General features: G+C 72.0%; 17 protein-coding genes and 1 riboswitch. Of the genes, 6 read left to right on the forward strand and 11 right to left on the reverse strand.

Features of this window, described 5'->3' with window-relative positions; translation table 11 throughout:
• Nucleotides 1-28 precede the first annotated feature (28 nt).
• Complete coding sequence (gene pepN, locus ABGB17_RS23225; protein WP_347632918.1) at nucleotides 29-2,596, reverse strand: aminopeptidase N; 2,568 nt, start codon at nucleotides 2,594-2,596, stop codon at nucleotides 29-31.
• A 227-nt stretch (nucleotides 2,597-2,823) separates the two neighbouring features.
• Between pepN and ABGB17_RS23230 the strand changes: the two genes are divergently transcribed.
• Both ABGB17_RS23230 and ABGB17_RS23235 read left to right on the forward strand, forming a co-directional pair.
• The gene (locus ABGB17_RS23230; RefSeq protein WP_347632920.1) at nucleotides 2,824-3,462 is read left to right on the forward strand and encodes a disulfide bond formation protein DsbA; all 639 of its coding nucleotides are present in this window, start codon (nucleotides 2,824-2,826) and stop codon (nucleotides 3,460-3,462) included.
• A gap of 193 nt (nucleotides 3,463-3,655) precedes the next feature.
• A complete protein-coding gene (locus ABGB17_RS23235; protein WP_347632922.1) occupies nucleotides 3,656-5,062 on the forward strand; it encodes an aldehyde dehydrogenase family protein in 1,407 nt (468 codons plus the stop codon).
• A 15-nt stretch (nucleotides 5,063-5,077) separates the two neighbouring features.
• On the opposite strand, the gene def is transcribed toward ABGB17_RS23235, so the two are convergent.
• Entirely contained in the window at nucleotides 5,078-5,566 is a 489-nt protein-coding gene (gene def / locus ABGB17_RS23240) for a peptide deformylase (RefSeq protein ID WP_347632923.1), read from the reverse strand.
• Nucleotides 5,567-5,697: 131 nt separating this feature from the next.
• Here def and ABGB17_RS23245 point away from each other — a divergent pair, with 131 nt between their 5' ends.
• Nucleotides 5,698-6,174, forward strand: coding sequence for a ribose-5-phosphate isomerase (locus ABGB17_RS23245; protein WP_347632925.1), 477 nt, complete (start codon nucleotides 5,698-5,700; stop codon nucleotides 6,172-6,174).
• Between the two features lie 50 nt (nucleotides 6,175-6,224).
• On the opposite strand, the gene ABGB17_RS23250 is transcribed toward ABGB17_RS23245, so the two are convergent.
• A complete protein-coding gene (locus ABGB17_RS23250; protein WP_347632927.1) occupies nucleotides 6,225-6,422 on the reverse strand; it encodes a hypothetical protein in 198 nt (65 codons plus the stop codon).
• A gap of 13 nt (nucleotides 6,423-6,435) precedes the next feature.
• Nucleotides 6,436-7,689: a GNAT family N-acetyltransferase gene (locus ABGB17_RS23255; RefSeq protein ID WP_347632929.1), complete on the reverse strand. Its 1,254-nt coding sequence runs from the start codon at nucleotides 7,687-7,689 to the stop codon at nucleotides 6,436-6,438.
• A gap of 117 nt (nucleotides 7,690-7,806) precedes the next feature.
• On the opposite strand from ABGB17_RS23255, the gene ABGB17_RS23260 reads away from it, so the two are divergent.
• The gene (locus tag ABGB17_RS23260; RefSeq protein WP_347632931.1) at nucleotides 7,807-8,922 is read left to right on the forward strand and encodes a PP2C family protein-serine/threonine phosphatase; all 1,116 of its coding nucleotides are present in this window, start codon (nucleotides 7,807-7,809) and stop codon (nucleotides 8,920-8,922) included.
• Nucleotides 8,923-8,937: 15 nt separating this feature from the next.
• On the opposite strand, the gene ABGB17_RS23265 is transcribed toward ABGB17_RS23260, so the two are convergent.
• Complete coding sequence (locus ABGB17_RS23265; protein WP_347632933.1) at nucleotides 8,938-9,543, reverse strand: response regulator transcription factor; 606 nt, start codon at nucleotides 9,541-9,543, stop codon at nucleotides 8,938-8,940.
• A 250-nt stretch (nucleotides 9,544-9,793) separates the two neighbouring features.
• On the opposite strand from ABGB17_RS23265, the gene ABGB17_RS23270 reads away from it, so the two are divergent.
• The gene (locus tag ABGB17_RS23270) at nucleotides 9,794-11,098 is read left to right on the forward strand and encodes a M50 family metallopeptidase (protein WP_347632935.1); all 1,305 of its coding nucleotides are present in this window, start codon (nucleotides 9,794-9,796) and stop codon (nucleotides 11,096-11,098) included.
• Nucleotides 11,099-11,152: 54 nt separating this feature from the next.
• On the opposite strand, the gene ABGB17_RS23275 is transcribed toward ABGB17_RS23270, so the two are convergent.
• From ABGB17_RS23275 to ABGB17_RS23300, 6 genes are all read right to left on the reverse strand, one after another.
• A complete protein-coding gene (locus tag ABGB17_RS23275; RefSeq protein ID WP_347632937.1) occupies nucleotides 11,153-12,070 on the reverse strand; it encodes a hypothetical protein in 918 nt (305 codons plus the stop codon).
• 53 nt (nucleotides 12,071-12,123) lie between these two features.
• Nucleotides 12,124-12,262: riboswitch (cyclic di-AMP (ydaO/yuaA leader) on the reverse strand.
• 72 nt (nucleotides 12,263-12,334) lie between these two features.
• Nucleotides 12,335-13,405, reverse strand: coding sequence for a galactose-1-phosphate uridylyltransferase (gene galT / locus ABGB17_RS23280; protein WP_347632939.1), 1,071 nt, complete (start codon nucleotides 13,403-13,405; stop codon nucleotides 12,335-12,337).
• Nucleotides 13,402-14,217 carry a DeoR/GlpR family DNA-binding transcription regulator gene (locus tag ABGB17_RS23285; protein ID WP_347632941.1) on the reverse strand — a complete coding sequence of 272 codons (816 nt, stop codon included), beginning with the start codon at nucleotides 14,215-14,217 and terminating at the stop codon, nucleotides 13,402-13,404. The genes galT and ABGB17_RS23285 overlap by 4 nt, the downstream gene beginning before the upstream one ends.
• 308 nt (nucleotides 14,218-14,525) lie before the next feature.
• Nucleotides 14,526-15,095, reverse strand: a complete 570-nt coding sequence (locus ABGB17_RS23290) for a TIGR03086 family metal-binding protein (protein WP_347632943.1) — start codon at nucleotides 15,093-15,095, stop codon at nucleotides 14,526-14,528.
• A 114-nt stretch (nucleotides 15,096-15,209) separates the two neighbouring features.
• Nucleotides 15,210-16,589, reverse strand: a complete 1,380-nt coding sequence (locus tag ABGB17_RS23295) for an NAD(P)/FAD-dependent oxidoreductase (protein ID WP_347632945.1) — start codon at nucleotides 16,587-16,589, stop codon at nucleotides 15,210-15,212.
• 40 nt (nucleotides 16,590-16,629) lie between these two features.
• Nucleotides 16,630-17,178 carry an ABATE domain-containing protein gene (locus tag ABGB17_RS23300; RefSeq protein ID WP_347632947.1) on the reverse strand — a complete coding sequence of 183 codons (549 nt, stop codon included), beginning with the start codon at nucleotides 17,176-17,178 and terminating at the stop codon, nucleotides 16,630-16,632.
• A 216-nt stretch (nucleotides 17,179-17,394) separates the two neighbouring features.
• Between ABGB17_RS23300 and ABGB17_RS23305 the strand changes: the two genes are divergently transcribed.
• Nucleotides 17,395-17,913, forward strand: coding sequence for a histidine kinase dimerization/phospho-acceptor domain-containing protein (locus ABGB17_RS23305; protein ID WP_347632949.1), 519 nt, complete (start codon nucleotides 17,395-17,397; stop codon nucleotides 17,911-17,913).
• The last annotated feature ends 66 nt before the right edge of the window (nucleotides 17,914-17,979 follow it).

Genomic DNA, 17,979 nt, shown 5'->3' on the forward strand with positions numbered 1-17,979 from the left:
TCAGGCGGGCCGGGCTCGCGGACGGGCGTCAGGCGGCCGAGGCGTCCTTGGCCCGAGCGCGCAGCGCCCGGCTGACGCCGTCGGCGCCCTCCAGCAGGAGACGGCGCAGCGCGTGCGGCGGCGCCGCCGCGGAGATGTGGTCCTGGGTGCGGGCCACCGTCGCCGGGTCCACCAGCACCGCGGGGTAGCAGCCGATGGCGAAGCGCTGCGCGCTGTCGGACGACCATTCCGACCAGACGCGGCCGACCTCGTCGAAGTAGCGCTCGCCGTACGGCTCGAGCAGCTCCGGGTGGGCGGGGTTGACGAACCCGACGATCGTGGAGCGCAGCATCGCGCCGCTCAGCGTGCCGCCGAGGATGGCCTGCCACGCCGCGGCCTTGGCCTCCGCGGTCGGCACGGACGCCTGGCACATGGCCGCGGACCGCTCACCGGTCGCCGTCGGGTCGCGCCGCAGCTCGGCCGCGATGTCGTCCGGGCCGAGCACGCCGCCGCTCACCAGCGAGTGGATCAGCGACCACCGCAGGTCGGCGTCCACGGTGAGGCCCTCGGGCACCGCGGTGCCGTCGAGGATGCCCCGGACGAACGCGAGGTCCTCGGGCGAGGTGGCGACGCCGGTGAAGGCGTTGACGTAGGAGAGCTGGTGGTCCGACCCCGGCTCGGCCGTGCCGATCAGCCCGCGCAGCGCCGCCGACAGCTCCGCGAGGCCCTGCGGGCGCCAGGCCGGGTCGGCGTACAGCCGGACGGCCTGGGTGGCCTGCCGCAGCACGGTCTGCAGGACGGTGATGTCGGTGATGGAGTGCACCCCGGAGGCGACCAGCCGCACGTATTCGCGGGTGGCGGTCTCGGCGTCCCGCGTCATGTCCCAGGCCGCCGACCAGCACAGGGCGCGCGGCAGCGACTCGGTGAACGCCGCGATGCCGCCGTCCACCAGCGTGCGCAGCGAGCGCTCGTCCAGCCGGATCTTGGCGTACGTCAGGTCGTCGTCGTTGAGCAGCACCAGGTCGGGCTGCGCCTCGCCGACGAGCTGCGGCACCGCGGTGCGGGCACCCACGATGTCGAGCTCCACGCGGCGGACCCGCGTGAGCGCGCCGTCCGACCAGGAGTACAGGCCGATCGCGATGCGGTGGGACCGCAGGGTCGGGTGGTCGGCCGGGGCCTCCTGCAGCACGTCGAACGACAGGAACCGGCCCTCGCCGTCCACCGTGAACGACGGGCGCAGCGTGTTGACCCAGGTGGTCTCCAGCCACTCCTTGGACCAGGAGGACAGGTCGCGCCCGGAGGTGCGCTCCAGGGCCGACAGCAGGTCCTTCAGCTCGGTGTTGCCCCAGGCGTGCTCGCCGAAGTAGTCGCGCACGCCGGCGAGGAAGTTGTCCAGCCCGACGTAGGCGACGAGCTGCTTGAGCACCGCCGCGCCCTTGGCGTAGGTGATGCCGTCGAAGTTCACCTCGACCGCCTGCATGTCCGGGATGTCCGCGGCGATCGGGTGGGTCGAGGGAAGCTGGTCCTGGCGGTAGGCCCAGGCCTTCTCGACGTTGGCGAAGGTGGTCCACGCGGCCTGGCCCCAGCGGGTGGCCTCGGCCTGGCACAACACCGACATGTACGTGGCGAACGACTCGTTCAGCCACAGGTCGTCCCACCAGCGCATGGTGACCAGGTCGCCGAACCACATGTGGGCCATCTCGTGCAGGATGGTCTCGGCGCGGCGCTCCACCATGGCGTCGGTGACGCGGGAACGGAAGATGTAGTCCTCCAGCAGCGTCACCGCGCCGGCGTTCTCCATGGCCCCGGCGTTGAACTCCGGCACGAACAACTGGTCGTACTTGCCGAACGGATAGCGCAGCCCGAAGACCCGGTGGAAGAAGTCGAAGCCCTGCTTGGTGACCTCGAGGACGTTGTCCGCGTCGAGGTGCTCGGCCAGCGAGGCCCGGCAGAAGACGCCGAGCGGGATGCCGTCGTGCTCGTCGCGCACCACCGAGTACGGCCCGGCGACCAGGGCGGTGATGTACGTCGACATCACCGGCGTGGGCGGGAAGTGCCACCGCTTGGCGGGCTGCAGCGTGCCGTGGCGGCCCTGGTGCTCCTCCAGCTCCTCGACCGTGTCGGGGGCGGCGTTGGACACGACCTCCCACTCGCCCGGCACGAGCGTGGTCAGCTCGAAGGTCGCCTTGAGGTCGGGCTGGTCGAAGCAGGCGTACATGCGGTGCGCGTCGGACGTCTCGAACTGCGAGTGCAGGTAGACCTTCTGGTCGACGGGGTCCACGAACCGGTGGAGGCCCTCGCCGGTGCGCATGTACACGAGGTCGGCGTCGACGCGCAGCTCGTTGACGGCGGCGAGACCCGGCAGGGGCAGCCGGCCCTTGGCGGCGTCGTAGGTGGAGACGTCGAGCGCCGTGCCGTTCAGCGTGGCGGCGCGGAGCTTCGCCTCGGCCAGGTCGATGAACGTGGACGCGCCGGACTCCGCGCAGGAGAAGCGGACCGTCGTGATGCTCTCGAAGCGCTCTTCGCCCTCGGTGAGGTCGAGCTCGACGGAGTAGGACTCGACGTCGAGCAGTCGGGCCCGGTCCCGGGCCTCATCGCGGGTCAAATTGCCTGCCACATCCACTCCTCGTCTGGCCCACCTCCCGCCTCCTCGCGGAAGGGATGCATGAATCCTGCCACGTCGGGCGCCGTGATGGCGCACGGGTTTCCGCCCGGCGGCCGCACGCCGGTGCTTCGTATTTCCATACTCCTTCAGACTGGAATAGAACGGCGCACGGGGTGGGTTGGGGGTTGTTGTCGCGGAGTGCCGCGACCACGAACCTCCGTACAGGGAGCATGAGTGGCATGACCGAACGAACCCCGGTCGATTTCTGGTTCGACCCGCTGTGCCCGTGGGCCTGGATGACGTCCCGCTGGATCCTGGAGGTTCAGAAGGTACGGGAGATCGAGCCTCGCTGGCACATCATGAGCCTCGGCGTGCTGAACGAGGACAAGGAAATCTCCGCCGAGTACCGCGAAACCCTCCGGGACGCCATGGCTCCGGTGCGCGTGCTGCAGGCCGCCGCCGAGAAGTACGGCGAGGACATCCTCGGCGACCTCTACACCGCGATCGGGACCCGTATACACAACCAGGCGGCCCTCGGCGAGACCAAGGGCCAGGACCGTGTGGCCGCGGTCCGCGGGACGCTCGGCGAGGCGCTCGAATCCCTCGGCCTGGACCCCGGCCTGGTGGCGGCCGCCGACTCCACCCAGTACGACGAGGCCGTGCGCCGCTCGCACGACCGCGGCATCGGCCTGGTCGGCCAGGAGGTCGGCACCCCGGTGATCTCGGTGGGGGACGTCGCCTACTTCGGCCCGGTCGTCAGCCCCGCACCCAAGGGCGAGGACGCCGGCAGGTTGTGGGACGGCGTGCTGCTGGTCGCGGGCACCGACGGCTTCTTCGAGATCAAGCGCTCCCGCACCCGGTCGCCGATCTTCACCTGATCCAGGTCGGTCGCGGCGCGTTCGCCCCCGGGCGATGAGGCCGGGCGAACGCGCGTGAGTACCGTTCAGGTTGCGAGTTGTCAACATCCGGCATCAGGGAGTGACCATCCCGCGGGCCGCGCCGTAACGTCGTTCGGGTAGACGCCGGTCGCCCCTTCCGGGGGCGGGCGCCGCCAGGGTGCGAGGGTGGAGAATGCGGCAGCTTTACGTGCGCGGAACGTGGGTCCCGTCCTCCTCGGGAGACGGGACCGACGTCGTCGATCCGGCGACCGAACAGGTGATCGACCGCGTGCCCGCCGGTTCGCCGGACGACGTGGACCGCGCCGTCGCCGCCGCCCGGGAGGCGTTCCCCGCGTGGTCGCGGACCCCCGCCGCCGAGCGCGGCGCGCTGCTGCGGGCCGCGGCGGGGCTGCTGCGCGACCGGGCCGGGGAGGTCGCGCGGATCATCTCCACCGACATGGGCGCGCCGTGCGCCATGGCGCTGAAGGTGCAGACCCTCCTGCCGCTCACGGTGCTGGAGGACCACGCCCGCATGGCCGCCGACCTCGACGAGACGGGCCGTCGGTCGGGCGGTTCGCTGATCGTGCGCGAGCCCGCCGGGGTGGTCGCCGCGATCACCCCGTGGAACTACCCCCTCCACCAGGTGGTGTGCAAGGTCGCGCCCGCCCTCGCCACCGGGTGCACCGTGGTGCTCAAGCCGAGTGAGGTGGCGCCGCTCGCCGCGTACGCCCTCGCCGAGATCCTCCACGACGCCGGGCTGCCCCCCGGCGTGTTCAACATGGTCAGCGGCCTCGGGCCGGTGGTGGGGGAGGCGCTGGCCGCCCACCCCGGGGTCGACATGGTGTCGTTCACCGGTTCCACCCGCGCCGGGCGCAGGGTGGCGGCGCTGGCCGCCCACACGGTCAAACGGGTCGCCCTTGAGCTCGGCGGCAAGTCGGCCAACGTGATCCTGCCCGGCGCCGACCTGCGGGCCGCGGTCAAGGTGGGGGTGGCGAACGCCTATCTCAACTCCGGGCAGACCTGCTCGGCGTGGAGCCGCATGCTCGTGCACCGCGACCACTACGACGAGGCCGTGGAGCTGTCGGTGGCCGCCGCGGCCGGGTACACCGTCGGCGACCCGTTCGACGAGACCACCCGCCTCGGCCCGCTGGTGTCCGCGGCGCAGCGCGACCGGGTGGTCCGCTACGTCAACCGGGGCCAGGAGGAGGGTGCCCGGCTCGTCGCGGGCGGCACCGACCCGCCGCGGGAGCGCGGCTTCTACGTCGAGCCCGCCGTGTTCGCCGGGGTGGAGCCCGGCATGGCGATCGAGCAGGAGGAGATCTTCGGGCCGGTGCTGGTCATCGTGCCGTACATCACCGTGGACGAGGCCGTCGAGATCGCCAACGGCACGCCGTACGGCCTGGCGGGCGCGGTGTGGGCGGACACCGAGGAGGCCGCGGTCGCCGTGGCGCGGCGGCTGCGCACCGGCCAGGTCGCGATCAACGGCGGGCGCTTCGACCCGTCCGCGCCGTTCGGCGGCTACAAGCAGTCGGGCGTGGGACGCGAGCTCGGCGAGCACGGCCTGGAGGAGTACCAGGAGATCAAGGCGCTCCTGCTCTGAGACCCCGCTCCGGCGTCAGGGCGCCTGGAGCAGGATGCCGCGGGCGGTGTCCTTGGCGAGGTGGTCGACGTAGAGCACGCCGTCGAGGTGGTCGCACTCGTGCTGGAAGCAGCGGGCCGTCAGGCCGCGCGCCTTCAGCACCACCGGACGGCCGAGGCGGTCGGCGCCGCGCACGGTCACGCCGGCCGCGCGTGGCGTGGCGGCGTACAGCGGCTTGCCGGTCGCGCGGCCGGGGATCGACAGGCAGCCCTCCTGGTCCAGGACCGTGTCGGCGTCGTCGACCGTCAGCTCGGGGTTGACGACGTGGCCCTTGCGGCCGCTCACGTCGTACACGAACAACCGCTTCGGCACGCCGATCTGCGGCGCGGCGAGGCCGACGCCGTCCGCGGCGTACATCGCCTCCATCATCTCGTCGATCAGCCGCCGCAGATCCTTGCCGAACTCGGTGACCGGCGCGGCGGGACTGCGCAGCACCGGGTCGCCGATCACGCGGATGTCGCCCATAGAAGTCTCCTGTAAGGGGTCCAAGGCCCGAGCGCCTATTACTCTAGCGGACGGCGCGCGGCCGGTCCCCCTTCGGCCAGGGCGGCGTGCCCGGTTGGACCCGCCGGGCGCGCGGCTGCGAGAATGAGGCCGTGCGCGTCTACCTCGCCGCCGACCACGCCGGCTACGAACTGAAGAACCATCTGGTGTCCTGGCTCAAGGACCACGGCCACGACGTCGTCGACGACGGCGCGTTCGTCTACGACGCCGAGGACGACTACCCCGTCTTCGTGCTGCGCGCGGCCGAGGCCGTGGCCGCCGACCCGGGCGGGTTCGGCGTCGTGATCGGCGGCTCGGGCAACGGCGAGCAGATCGCCGCCAACAAGGTGGCGGGCATCCGCGCCGCCCTCGCGTGGAGCGAGGAGACCGCCGCACTCGGCCGCAAGCACAACGACGCCAACGTGGTGGCCATCGGCGCGCGCATGCACACCGTCGAGGAGGCCACCCGCCTGGTCGAGGTCTTCCTCAGCACCCCGTTCTCCGGCGACGAGCGCCACCGCCGCCGCATCGCCCAGATGGCGACCTACGAGACCTCCGGCGTCGTGCCGCCCCTGCCCGCGGGCGACTGACGCGGCAACGCGAGCAGCGGGCCCGTCAGCACGGCGCCGGGCGCCGGCCGTCAGTCGGCGCGGCGCCGCGCCTCGGGCTTGCGCCGGGGCTGAGGCTCCGGGCGCCGGGCCGGGGGCTCGCCCTTGCGGGGGGTCTCGTCACGCAGGGGCCGCCGGTCGGCGGCCTCCTGGTGCTCACTGGTCGGACGTGACACGTCACGGGCGCGCATCGCCGTGACCGTGGTGATCTGCAAGCTCTGCAGTGCCATGCACGGATCTTACTCAGAAGACGAGGCCGCCCCACGGTGCGATGTCCCAGAGCATCGCGGCGGACAGCTCCCGCAGCGCTCCCCGGCGGTGCTCGTCGGCGACCCCGGCCGAGTGGTACGTGCCGAGCGGGCGGCCGCCGAGATACGCCGCGCCGAGCACGCTCACCGGCAGGCTCACGTCGGCGGGGTCGGTGGTCCGCGACCACGTGGCACCCTCGCGGTCGCACGACAGCCGCCACCGGCCCTCGTTCCACGGGCACACCGGGTCCTCGACCTCGATGACGACGTCGGCCGCCGCCGAGTACGCCCGCTCCGGCATGGCGCGCTCCACGTCCACCACTCGGATCCACATCTCGTCCAGCCAGCCCGCGTTGAGGTGGCGGGGCTCGGCGAGCAGATGGATGACCGGGTCGTCGGCGGGACGGTTCCACGCGTACACGCTGGAGCACAGGTCGCGGTCGAGCACCTGGCTCCACACCAGGGCGTACGCGGCGGGGTCCACGGCGAACAGCTCCATCAGCATGACCTCGCCGTCCGGGACGTCGTGGTCGGTGAACTGCGACTTGACGCGGAACAGCGCGTACCCCCGCACCCCGGCGTCGTCCTCGGCGATCACACAGCGCAGCGGCCCGTTGCCGCGGCGGGCCGTCTCGTCGTCGGCCAGCAGCACGTTCCAGCGCTCGTGGTTCCTGGCGTACTGGCCGGGACGCGTGGGACGCACGGCCTCGAAGACCTTCTCCAGCTCCTCACGCACCGTGGCGGGCTTCTCCACCCGCACCCGCAGCGCGGGGTCGGACGGCGCGTGCGGCGCGAGCCGCGCGCCGTGCCTCGGGATGCGGAAGAAGAGGTTGTCCACACCCCTGCCGTACCCGTAGCGGCCGTAGATGCCTGCCTCCGAGGCGTACAGCGCGGCGAGCGCCTCGCCGTTCTCGTGCAGGTCGGCGAGCTGCCGGCGCATCAGCGAGGACAGCACCCCCCGGCGCCGGTGGGACGGCAGCACGGCGACGCCCGTCACGCCGCACACCGGCCGTGGGCCGCCGGGGACGGTCATGGAGAAGGAGGAACCGACGGTCGTGCCGACCAGCCGATCGCCGTCGAAGGCGCCGAGGGTGCGGTCGAACTCCATCACCGCCTCGAAGCGGGCGTTGCGCTCAGGCGGGAACTCCTGGTTGAACGCCTCCTGGAACACTTCCATCCAGTCGGGCCACTCGGACTTGTCGAGGGTGCGTATTCTCGGGCTGAAGCGGGGACTTGGCTGTGACGTCACGGAGTCACGGTAGGACCGGGCAAACCGGATCGGCCACCTAATATACCCGTTTAATGATCAAGGTCTTGGTCAAGTGGGCTGCCCAAAGGGCATCCGGGCAGATAGAGTCGCTGCATCATGAGTTCCCGTCCGGCGCCGCTGATCCCCCCGCGGCTCCGCGCGATCTTGGTGCGCATCCCTTTTCTGGTGCGGATCGTGCGATTCCTCCGCAGGGGGCCGCTGGCGCGCGACCGGAACCTGTTGATCACCCTGAGCCTGCTCACGCTGACGCTCGGCTTCCTGTCCGCCCGCGTCTCCAGTGAGTGGTTCTCGCCCAGCCTGTTCATCCTCGTCACGCTGGTCGGCGGCCTGCAACTGCGGCTGCGCAGCCTCGCCGTGCTGCTCTGCTCGGTCTTCTTCGCGCTCGGCACCATCGCCGTGCTGCTCGGCCCGCGCCACCTCACGCCCGGCATGCTGGTCACGCTGGGCTTCACCATGGTGCTCGCCGTGCTGATGGCCCGCACCCGGGGCAAGCTCGGCGTGCAGGGCCTGCGCGGGGACGCCATGCTGCTGGAGCTGCGCGACCGGCTCAAGCGGCAGGGCGACCTGCCCGCGCTCCCCAAGGACTGGGGCTCGCGCGTCGTGCTCAAGCAGGCCGGCGGGTCGTCGTTCGGCGGCGACTTCCTGGTGTCCACCCGCAACGGCTCCATCCTGGAGATCGCGCTGGTGGACGTGTCGGGCAAGGGCGTGGACGCCGGCACCCGGGCGCTCATGCTGTCGGGCACCTTCGGCGGCCTGCTCGGCTCGGTCGACGCGTTCCTGCCCGCCTGCAACGCCTACCTGCACCGCCAGCCCGAGGGCGAGGGGTTCGTCACCGCCGTCCACCTGCGGCTCGACCTGTCCACCGGGGCGTACGAGATCACCTCGGCGGGCCACCCGCCGGTGGTGAAGTTCGACGCCGGCACCGGCACCTGGCAGGTCTCGGCCGCCAAGGGCGTGGTGCTCGGCGTGGTGCCCGACCTGCACTGCGAGCCCGACAACGGCGTGCTGCACAAGGGCGACGCCCTCATGCTCTACACCGACGGGCTCATCGAGCAGCCCGGGCGCGACATCGACTCCGGTCTCGACCGGCTGCTCGGCGAGGCCGAGCGGCTGGTGCCGTCCGGCTTCCAGAGCGGCGCGCGGCCGCTCGTGGACTCCATGTCCGCCGGGCACAACGACGACTGCGCCCTCATCCTCATCTGGCGCCCCTGAGGCCCTCCCGCCGCCCTACAGCCAGCCGGCCTCGCTCGCGATGCGCACGGCGTCCAGGCGGTTGCGGGCCCCGGTCTTGTACATGACCCGGGAAAGGTGATTTCGGACCGTTCCCACGGAAAGGTACAGTTTCGCGGCGATCTCCTTGGAGGCCGAGCCCTGCGCCGCCAGCCGCAGCACGTCCATCTCCCTGGGGGTCAGCGGGTTGTCCGCGGAGGTCAGCGCGGCGATGGCCAGGTCGGAGTCGACGGCCTTGCGCCCCGAGGCGACCCTGCGGATGCCGTCCGCGAGCTGTTCGGGCGCCACGTCGATGCTGAGGAAGCCGAGGGCGTGCGCGGCGAAGGCCCGGCGCACCTGCCCGGGGTTGGGCTGCGCGGACAGCAACAGCACCCTGCATCGCGGCGCCTTCTCATGCAGCCGGCAGGCCGCGGTCAAGCCGTCGAGGTCGGGGAGGTCCACGTCCATCACGGCGACGTCCGGATCGAGCTCCAGAGCCGCAGGCACGACGTACTCACCGCAGGCCACATCGGCGATCACCGTGAGATCCTTCTCCGCGTCCAGCGAGGCCACCAGTCCCCGCCGGACGAGGGGGAGATGTTCGGCAACCAGGATGCGTATCAAGGTTCTCCTAGGGGGCATTGGCGCAGAATCCGGCAAATGTTACTTAACCGAGTCATATCCCACGGTGTCGAGATGATTGCTTACCGTCAATGCAGTCTCCCGATTCGGTGCACCTCGCGCAAGTCACTCCTACGGTCGGTCGGTGTGAAGATGATTAACCCGCCCGGTCCGGGCCGTGCCGGAGTTCGGTTAGTCTCGGAGGGGGCAATCCAAACCCAACGCACTTCTCCGCAGGTGGGGGGCAGCATCTATGAGCTGGCTCGTCGTGGCCGGGTTTCTCATCTTCTTCCTCGGGTTGATGGCGTCGATTGCCCTGCACGAGATCGGCCACCTGGTCCCCGCCAAGTTCTTCGGTGTGAAGGTCACCCAGTACATGGTCGGATTCGGCCCCACCCTGTGGTCGAAGCGGGGCAAGGAAACCGAATACGGGGTGAAATGGATTCCACTCGGCGGGTACATCCGCATGATCGGGCCGCTCCCGCCGCGCCCCCAGGACCAGGGCAAGCTGCGCAACCTCTCCACCGGCTACTGGCAGGGCCTGATCGAGAGCGCCCGCCAGGCATCCCTTGAGGAGGTCAGGCCCGGCGACGAGAAGCGCGTGCTGTACAGCAAGCCCTGGTGGCAGCGGCTGATCATCTTCGTCGGCGGCCCCGCGATGAACTTCGTGCTCGCCTTCCTGCTCTTCGCCGTGGTGTTCATCGGGTTCGGCGTCCAGGTCGCCAAGCCGGTCGTGGCCAGCGTCTCCCAGTGCGTGATGACGGTCCAGGAGCAGCAGAAAGGCCAGAAGTGCACCGCCGCGCACCAGAAGTCCCCCGCCGCGGTGGCCGGCCTGGCCGTCAACGACAAGATCCGCGCCGTCGGCGGCACCCCGGTGACCACCTGGGAGCAGGCCACCAAGCTGATCCGCGCGCACGGCGCCGGCCCGATCACCGTCCAGGTCGAGCGGAACGGCGCGCCGCTGACCCTCACCCCCACGCTCATCGCGCAGGACCGTCCCTCCACGGACGACCCGACGAAGATCGACAAGAACCAGGGCTTCCTCGGCGTGGGCCCCGTGGTGGTCGTCGAGCGGCAGAACCTCGGCTACGTCGCCGCCACCATGTGGGACTTCACCACCCGCACCGCCGCGTCGCTGGCCCGGTTCCCCGAGCGCCTCGGCAACGTCTGGGACGCCGCGTTCAGCGGCGCCAAGCGCGACATCAACAGCCCGGCGAGCATCGTCGGCGCCGGCCGCATCGGCGGCGAGATCGCCGCGTCCGCCGCGCCCCTGGACGCCAAGATCATCTCGCTGATCCAGTTGCTCGCCCTGGTGAACCTCGCCATCGGCGTGTTCAACCTCATCCCGCTGCTCCCGCTGGACGGCGGCCAGATCGCGGGCGCCCTCTGGGAGGGCCTCAAACGCGCCTACGCCCGGGTGCGCCGCCGCCCCGCGCCGTCCTACGTGGACATCGCCAAGGCCCTGCCGCTGACGTACGCCGTGGTCGCCGTCCTGCTCGTCATGAGCACGCTGCTCATCTACGCCGACATCGTCAACCCCATCCGCCTGTCCGGCTGAGCCGGCTCGTCCGCGCCGCCGGCCCGGTGACCCGGGCCGGGCGCCGGACACGCGTCAGTACATCGAGATGTGCACGTGGTCGAAGTGGTTGGCGGTGACGCCGCCGCGGTCGGCCATGGCGCGCCAGCCGGGGAAGCCCAGGTTGTAGATGCGCTGGCGGTAGATGACGTACTTGACGCCGAGCTTGCCGCCGTTCTTGACGGCCCATGCCGCGATCTCCTCGCCGAGTGCGGCGTCCGCGGCGGAGGGCATGGCGCCGCCCGAGCTCAGCATGAAGTCGCAGGCCCGCCCGAGCGGGTGCTCGCCGCTGTTCTCGGCGCGGTAGCAGCCGACGGGGAAACGCAGCGAGAAGTGGCTGCGCACCTCGGTGCGCATCAGCCGGGTGCGGGGGGTGATGTTGTCGCTCCCGGTGGGCAGCTCGGGCGCCCAGGCGCCGTTGGCGCGCTTGCCCGGCGCGGTGGGGACCAGCCGGTCCAGCTTGTCCTTGATCTCGTCGATCAGCTTCTCGGCGTCCTTGCGCCGCCCGGTGAGCTCGCTCATGTCGTCCCGCAGCTCGGCGGTGAGCTCGGCGGCGTCGCCGGCGGCCCGTTTGCGGGCGTCGCGCGCCGCGGCGAACCCGCCGAGCCGCGCGTCCTGCTCGGCCTGGAGCTGTTCGAGCATCGCGGCGCCGCCGTACCCGGGGGTCAGGAGCTCACGGACCATGCCCATGCCGCCGGCCTGGTAACGCAACTGGGCGATGTCGCCGACCTGCGACTCGGCGAGGGTGAAGGCCGCCTCGGCGGCCTTGAGACGATCACGCGCCGCCTTCTCCGCGGCCTTGGCCCTGGTGACGGCGACGCGTTTGGCGTTGTATTCGGCGATCAGCTTGTCGACCTTCTTGGTGAGCGACGTGAGCTGGGCCTTGAGTTCCTTCTCTGTGGGTTTGGGGGCGGCCGCTCCCGCCACCGCCTGGCCGGGGACCAGCCCGGCCATGAGCAGAACACACGCGGCCAACACCACGGAACCGCCGGAAGTGCGCGGCAGAGCCCTCTCCTCTCGTGCGCCGACCGGGTTAGCTGACGGGTTCGGGCCGGAGTCGCCCTACCACACGCGGTGGATTCACCCCAGAGAAGCATGGGTCCCCGGTTCCCTGGCGAGGCGCCAGGGATTAGGCGTTACCGCCGTGACCGGCGGGTTCGTTGGGATGGTAGTACTCTGCCGCCTCTTATGGCGACTCGTCGGACAAATTGGGCGAAACTAGTCACCTCTCAGCATGCGAGCCGCCTCCTCCGGCAGCACGTCGTTGACGAACGCCCCCATCGCCGACTCCGAACCCGCCAGGTACTTCAGCTTCTCCTTGGCCCGCCGGACGCTGAACAACTCCAGGTGCAGGTAAGCCAGGTCGCGCGCCTCCCGCACCGGCGCCTGGTGCCAGGCCGCGACGTACGGCATCGGCACGCCGAACAGCCCGTCCAGCCGGCGCAGCACATCGGTGTACAGCGGCCCGAACTCCGCCCGCTCCTCCGGCTCCAGGGCGTTCAGGTCAGGCACCCGCCGGTTCGGGTAGACGTGCACCTCGAACGGCCAGCGCGCCGCGGCGGGCACGAACGCCGTCCAGTGCTCCCCGGCCGTGACCACCCGGGTGCCCGCCGCCCGCTCGGCCGCCAGCACGTCGGCGAACAGGTTCCCCCCGGTGCGCTCCCGGTACCGCGCCGCGGAGCCGAGCATCTGCCGGGTGCGCGGCGTGACGTACGGGTAGGCGTAGATCTGCCCGTGCGGGTGGGCCAGCGTGATACCGATCTCCGCGCCGCGGTTCTCGAAGCAGAACACCTGCTCCACGCCGGGCAGCGCGGAGAGCTCGGCCGTGCGGTCCGCCCATGCCTGGAGCACCAGGTCAACCTGGGCGGGGGAGAGGGCGGAGAACGACGAGCCGTGCTCGGAGGTGAAGCACACCACCTCGCACCGGCCGACGCCGGGCCGTACCTCGCTGAGCCCGCCGACCTGCTCGAACTCCACCGGCACGAGACTGAACGACGGGAAGCGGTTCTCGAACACCGCCACGTCGTAGTCCGCGGCCGGGATCTCGGTGGGCCGTCCAGGCTTCGACGGGCACAGCGGGCACTGGTCGGCCGGGGGGAGGAACGTGCGGGTCTGCCGGTGCCCGGCGATCGCCACCCACTCGTCCAGCAGCGGGTCGTACCGCAGTTGCGACGCGGGCGGGCGGGGCGGCAGGTCGCGGGTGTCGTGCGCGCCGCGGTCCGCGTCGTCCCGGCGGTCGTAGTAGATCAGCTCGCGGCCGTCCGCCAGGTATGTGATGGTCCGTTTCACCGTTCCGCCGCCTCGTCCTCGTTCTCGTTCCCGGTGGCCGCGGGCTCGGCCAGGATCAGCGTGCCCGTCCGCTCGGCGAGGGCCTCGCGCGCGTCTTCCGGCAGGCCGGTGTCGCTGATCAGCACGTCGGCCTTCTCGAGCTCGGCGATGGTGCTGAAGCCCACCGTGCCCCACTTGGTGTGGTCGGCCAGCACCACCAGCCGCTGCGCCGCGGCGATCAGCTCGCGGTCGGTCTCGGCCTCCAGCATGTTGGGCGTGCTGAACCCGGCCCGCGTGCTCATGCCGTGGACGCCGAGCATCAGCGTGTCGACGTTCAGCGACCGCACCGCGGCCACCGCGACCGGTCCCACCAGGGCGTCGGAGGGAGTGCGCACGCCGCCGGTGAGGACGATGGTCTGGTCCGGCCGCCCGCCGTGGTGGAACACCTCGGCGACGCGGGGGGAGTTGGTGATGACGGTCAGCTCAGGCACGTCCACCAGGTGGTGCGCGAGGGTCCACGTGGTGGTGCCCGCCGACAGCGCGACCGCCGTGCCGGGCCCGGCCAGTTCGGCGGCGCGACGGGCGATGGCCTCCTTCTCGGCCTGCTGGCGCACCGACTTGGCGGCGAAGCCGGGCTCCTCGGTGGAGCCGGACCCGACGGCCGTCGCGCCGCCGTGCACCTTCTCGACCAGCCCGCGCTCGGCCAGGACCTCCAGGTCGCGGCGGATGGTCATGTCCGACACCCCGAGGTCGCGCACCAGTTCGGCCACCCGGGCCGCCCCGTGCCTTCGCACGCGCCGCAGGATGGCCTGCTGCCGCTGCTGGGCCAGCATCGCCCCTCCTTTTCCACAGATTCCAGCAAATCATCCCACATAACCACGGGTTGACTGTTGGAACATGGTGGAACGGCCGGCATGGGCGGCGCACGACGGGCTTTTGCAAGATCCAGGGTTGTGGGGCACGGGCGGCGGGGGCATTGTGGGGGACGAGACCCACGCGAAAGGGGATCCACGATGGGCAGACGCGCACGCAAGAGCCGGGCCCGCAAGAAGAAGAAGGCCAACCACGGCAGGCGCCCGGCGAGCTGAGCCGCCGCGTACCTCCGGGCCGGCCTGATCAAGGTCCTGGTCGTCAGGCGCGGTCAGCCGTGGCGGCCCCAGGCGGCGAGCAGGCGGGTCTGGGGGTCGGCGTCCGCGGGCAACGGCGGCTGTTCCCCGATCACGCCCGACTGGCGGCACGCTTCCTCGGCGCCCGCGAACCACTCGGCGCACCGCCGCACCAGCTCAGGGTCCAGCCGTACCGGCGGGCCGATGGCCGTGGACAGGTCCCACGTGTGGATCAGCGCGTCCGCGAACAGTTCGGTGAGGTACTCCTCGCCGGACACGTCGCCGAACGATAAGCGCACCACCCGGCCGAGCACGTCCGGCGGTTCGGTGGCGCGCACGGCGGCCGCGGCGGCGACGTCGAACGCCTTCACCGGGTCGTCGCCCAGCAGGTCGCCCTCGAACAGGCCGCCGACCTCGCCGGCCGAGCGGCCCGACAGCAGCTCGGGCACCAACAGGCTCTCCTGCACGAGGTGGTTGACCAGGGTGCGCACGTCCCACCCGGAGCACGGCGTGGGTGCCCGCCACCGGTCGGGCCCGACCCGCTGCACCTGCGTGCCGCAGTCGTCCAGGGCGCGCCGGTACGCCTCGCGGATGCCCACCGTCATCTGACCCTCCCGCGTCGTCGCTCCGACGTTAACCCGTCAGGAAGATCTCTTCACCGCGCCGGCCCTGACCGGACCCGGCCGCTCCCGGCGGCGGGCCCCGCGTCCGTGCCCGGGTCAGCCCATCTTCTTCAGCGCGTCCCCCACTGCCCGATGGAATGTCGGATATGCGTAGATCATCGACCGCAGCTCCCGCACCGGCACCCGGGCGTGCACGGCCAGCGTCAGCATGCCGAGGACCTCGCCCGCGTACGGCCCCGCGGCGCTCGCCCCCACCAGCACCGGGTCGTCGCCGTCCTCGGCCACCATCTTGACGAAGCCCTCCGCGCCGTGGATCCACCCCCGGCCCGACAGGTCCCCGGTGACGACGCGCACCGCGAGGCCCCGCTCCCGCGCCTTCGCCTCGGTCAGTCCCACCCCGCCGACCTCGGGGTCGGTGAACGTCACCCGCGGCACCGCGTGACGTCGCCCGAGCGGCCCCGGCTCGCCGAGGATGTCGGCCCGCGCGATGCCCGCCTGGTAGATCGCCATGTGTGTGAAGGCGCCCTGCCCGGTGACGTCGCCGATGGCCCACAACCCGTCGGCGGCCCGCATGCGTTCGTCCACCTCGATCGCCGGCGCCGACTCGTCGACGCCCATCGCGCCCACCCCGACGCCCGCCAGGTCCACCCGCCGCCCGGTGGCGACCAGCAGCCGCTCGGCGCGGTAGCTGCCGTCCTCGGTCATCGCGGTGAACGCCGACCCGTGGTGGTCGACCCGCGTCACCTTCGTCCCGGTGCGCACCGTGACGCCGTCCTCGGCGAACACCTTGGCGAGCAGCTCGCCCGCCTCCGGCTCCTCACCGGGCAGCAGCCGGTCCGCGGACTCCAGCAGCGTGACCTGCGCGCCGAACCGCGCGAACACCTGGGTCAGCTCCACCCCGACGGCGCCGCCGCCGAGCACGATCAGCGACTCCGGCACCTTCTCGGTCCGCACCGCCCCGCGGTTGGTCCAGAACGGCGTCTCCGCCAGCCCCGGGATCGGCGGCACGGCCGGCACCGTGCCGGTGGCGAGCACGATCCCGCGCCGCGCCCGCAGCACCCGGATCTCCCCGGCGCCGTCCCCTGTGGGCTCGACGGTGACCTCACGGTCGCCGGTGATGCGCCCGCGTCCGCGCACCAGCGTGGCGCCGGTGCCCGAGAACCGTTCGGCCGCGACCTTGTCGTTCCAGTCGTCGGTCGCCTCGTCCCTGATGCGGCGCGCCACCGGCGCCCAGTCGGGCTCGGCGTGCGACGTCCCGGCCAAGCCGGGGACGCGCCGGCACTCGGCCAGCACGTCCGACGCGCGCAGCATCATCTTGGACGGCACACACGCCCAGTACGGGCACTCGCCGCCCACCAGCTCGGCCTCCACACCCGCCACGGCCAGCCCCGCCTCGGCGAGGCGCTGCCCGATCTCCTCGCCGCCCGGGCCGAGCCCCAGCACGACGACGTCGAACTCTTCCTTCTCCGAAACCATGAATGCCCCCTGCCCGGTCTCCCGCGCTCCAACCAGCGCCTCAGCGGGCCGTCCCGGCACGCCTGCGGCGGTAGGAGGCGGCTTTGCTCTTGCTGCCGCACTCGGCCATGTCGCACCAGCGGCGGGTGTGGCCCCGGCTGTGGTCCACGTACAGACGTGTGCAGCCCTCCGCGGCGCACCTCCTGACGCGGGCGGCGTCCGGGCCGCCGAGCAGGTCGAGGGCGTCGCGCGCCAGCACGGACGCGACCGCGCGCCAGTCCCCAGCGCGGCGCAGCGCGCCGTCCGGGGCCAGGTGGAGGGTGACGGGCGGCGCGGCGGCGGCGTCGTGCAGCGCGTCCAGGTCCTCCTCGGACCACGGCTCGGCGCGCAGCCGCGCGGTGACCATGCGGTAGATCGTCTCCCGCAGCCGCAGGAGCCCGGCGAGGTCCCCGGGGCCGGCCGGGACGGGCTCGGTCACGAGGCCCGCCCGCACGGCCCAGGCCGCGAGGTCGCCGGGTGTGGCCAGCAGTTCCTCACGGAGGCTGGCGCGCCACCTCAGCGTGGCCGCGAAGTCGAGCGCGGGCCGTCCGGTGAGATACACGGACTCCACGTCACCAATCTGACAGGTGACGCGGGAGGGGCGAAGGGCGGCGGCGGCGCCTTTGCCCTTCCTGTAAGCGCCCGTGGCGCGGGCCTTACGTCACCGCCTTGACAGGTCACGGCAGGCGGTACCTACAGTGAAGGTCACCGGCTCAGCCGGTGACGCGCGTACCTCACCCCCCTCGAACCCACACGGGTCATACAGCCCTTCGGGCGGCGAGAGGAGGTGACGGCTCCCATGGACATGGTGCTGTCCATCTGGGTGACCGTTCTCGTAGGGGTCGTCGCGGGCGCCGGCTGGCAGATCACCGGCCGCCTGCTGCGTCCCGTGGAGGCGGTGCGCGCCGAACTCGCCGCCGTCGACGGCCACGACCCGCACGCCCGGATCTCCGAGCCGTCCAAGGCGCGACTGGCCGGCCGCCTCGCCCGCACCATCAACGCCACCCTCGCCCGGATCGAGCAGACCAGCGAACAGTCCCGCCAGACACTGGAACGGCAGCGCCTCTTCATCGCCGACGCCTCCCACCGCCTGCGCGACCCGGTCACCGGCCTGCGCCTCCGCCTGGAGGACGCCCGCGCCCACCCCGAGGACACCGACCTCCCCGACCTGCTCTCCTGCGCCCTCCACGACGTGGACCGCCTCCAGCAGATCGTCACCGACCTCCTCGACCTGGCCGCCGTCCCCACCCGGCGCCCCGCCGATCCGGAAGCCCCCGGACGGGGTCAACCCACGCCGGACGCGTGAGCCGCGGTCACAGGCGACTCTCCGCTGTGTGTCCCGGCTCGGCTCGCAGGGGCGCGGCGGGCCGAA

It is taken from the genome of Sphaerisporangium sp. B11E5 (assembly GCF_039871875.1).
Classification (GTDB): Bacteria; Actinomycetota; Actinomycetes; order Streptosporangiales; family Streptosporangiaceae; genus Sphaerisporangium.

Excerpts from the sequence above, each read along its gene's own strand:
- ABGB17_RS23235 (WP_347632922.1), top strand. The coding sequence starts at position 3,656 with ATGCGGCAGCTTTACGTGCGCGGAACGTGGGTCCCGTCCTCCTCGGGA.
- ABGB17_RS23270 (WP_347632935.1), top strand. The coding sequence starts at position 9,794 with ATGAGCTGGCTCGTCGTGGCCGGGTTTCTCATCTTCTTCCTCGGGTTG.
- ABGB17_RS23230 (WP_347632920.1), top strand. The coding sequence starts at position 2,824 with ATGACCGAACGAACCCCGGTCGATTTCTGGTTCGACCCGCTGTGCCCG.
- def (WP_347632923.1), bottom strand. The coding sequence starts at position 5,566 with ATGGGCGACATCCGCGTGATCGGCGACCCGGTGCTGCGCAGTCCCGCC.
- ABGB17_RS23290 (WP_347632943.1), bottom strand. The coding sequence starts at position 15,095 with ATGACGGTGGGCATCCGCGAGGCGTACCGGCGCGCCCTGGACGACTGC.
- ABGB17_RS23275 (WP_347632937.1), bottom strand. The coding sequence starts at position 12,070 with ATGGCCGGGCTGGTCCCCGGCCAGGCGGTGGCGGGAGCGGCCGCCCCC.
- ABGB17_RS23285 (WP_347632941.1), bottom strand. The coding sequence starts at position 14,217 with ATGCTGGCCCAGCAGCGGCAGCAGGCCATCCTGCGGCGCGTGCGAAGG.
- ABGB17_RS23250 (WP_347632927.1), bottom strand. The coding sequence starts at position 6,422 with ATGGCACTGCAGAGCTTGCAGATCACCACGGTCACGGCGATGCGCGCC.
- ABGB17_RS23295 (WP_347632945.1), bottom strand. The coding sequence starts at position 16,589 with ATGGTTTCGGAGAAGGAAGAGTTCGACGTCGTCGTGCTGGGGCTCGGC.
- ABGB17_RS23260 (WP_347632931.1), top strand. The coding sequence starts at position 7,807 with ATGAGTTCCCGTCCGGCGCCGCTGATCCCCCCGCGGCTCCGCGCGATC.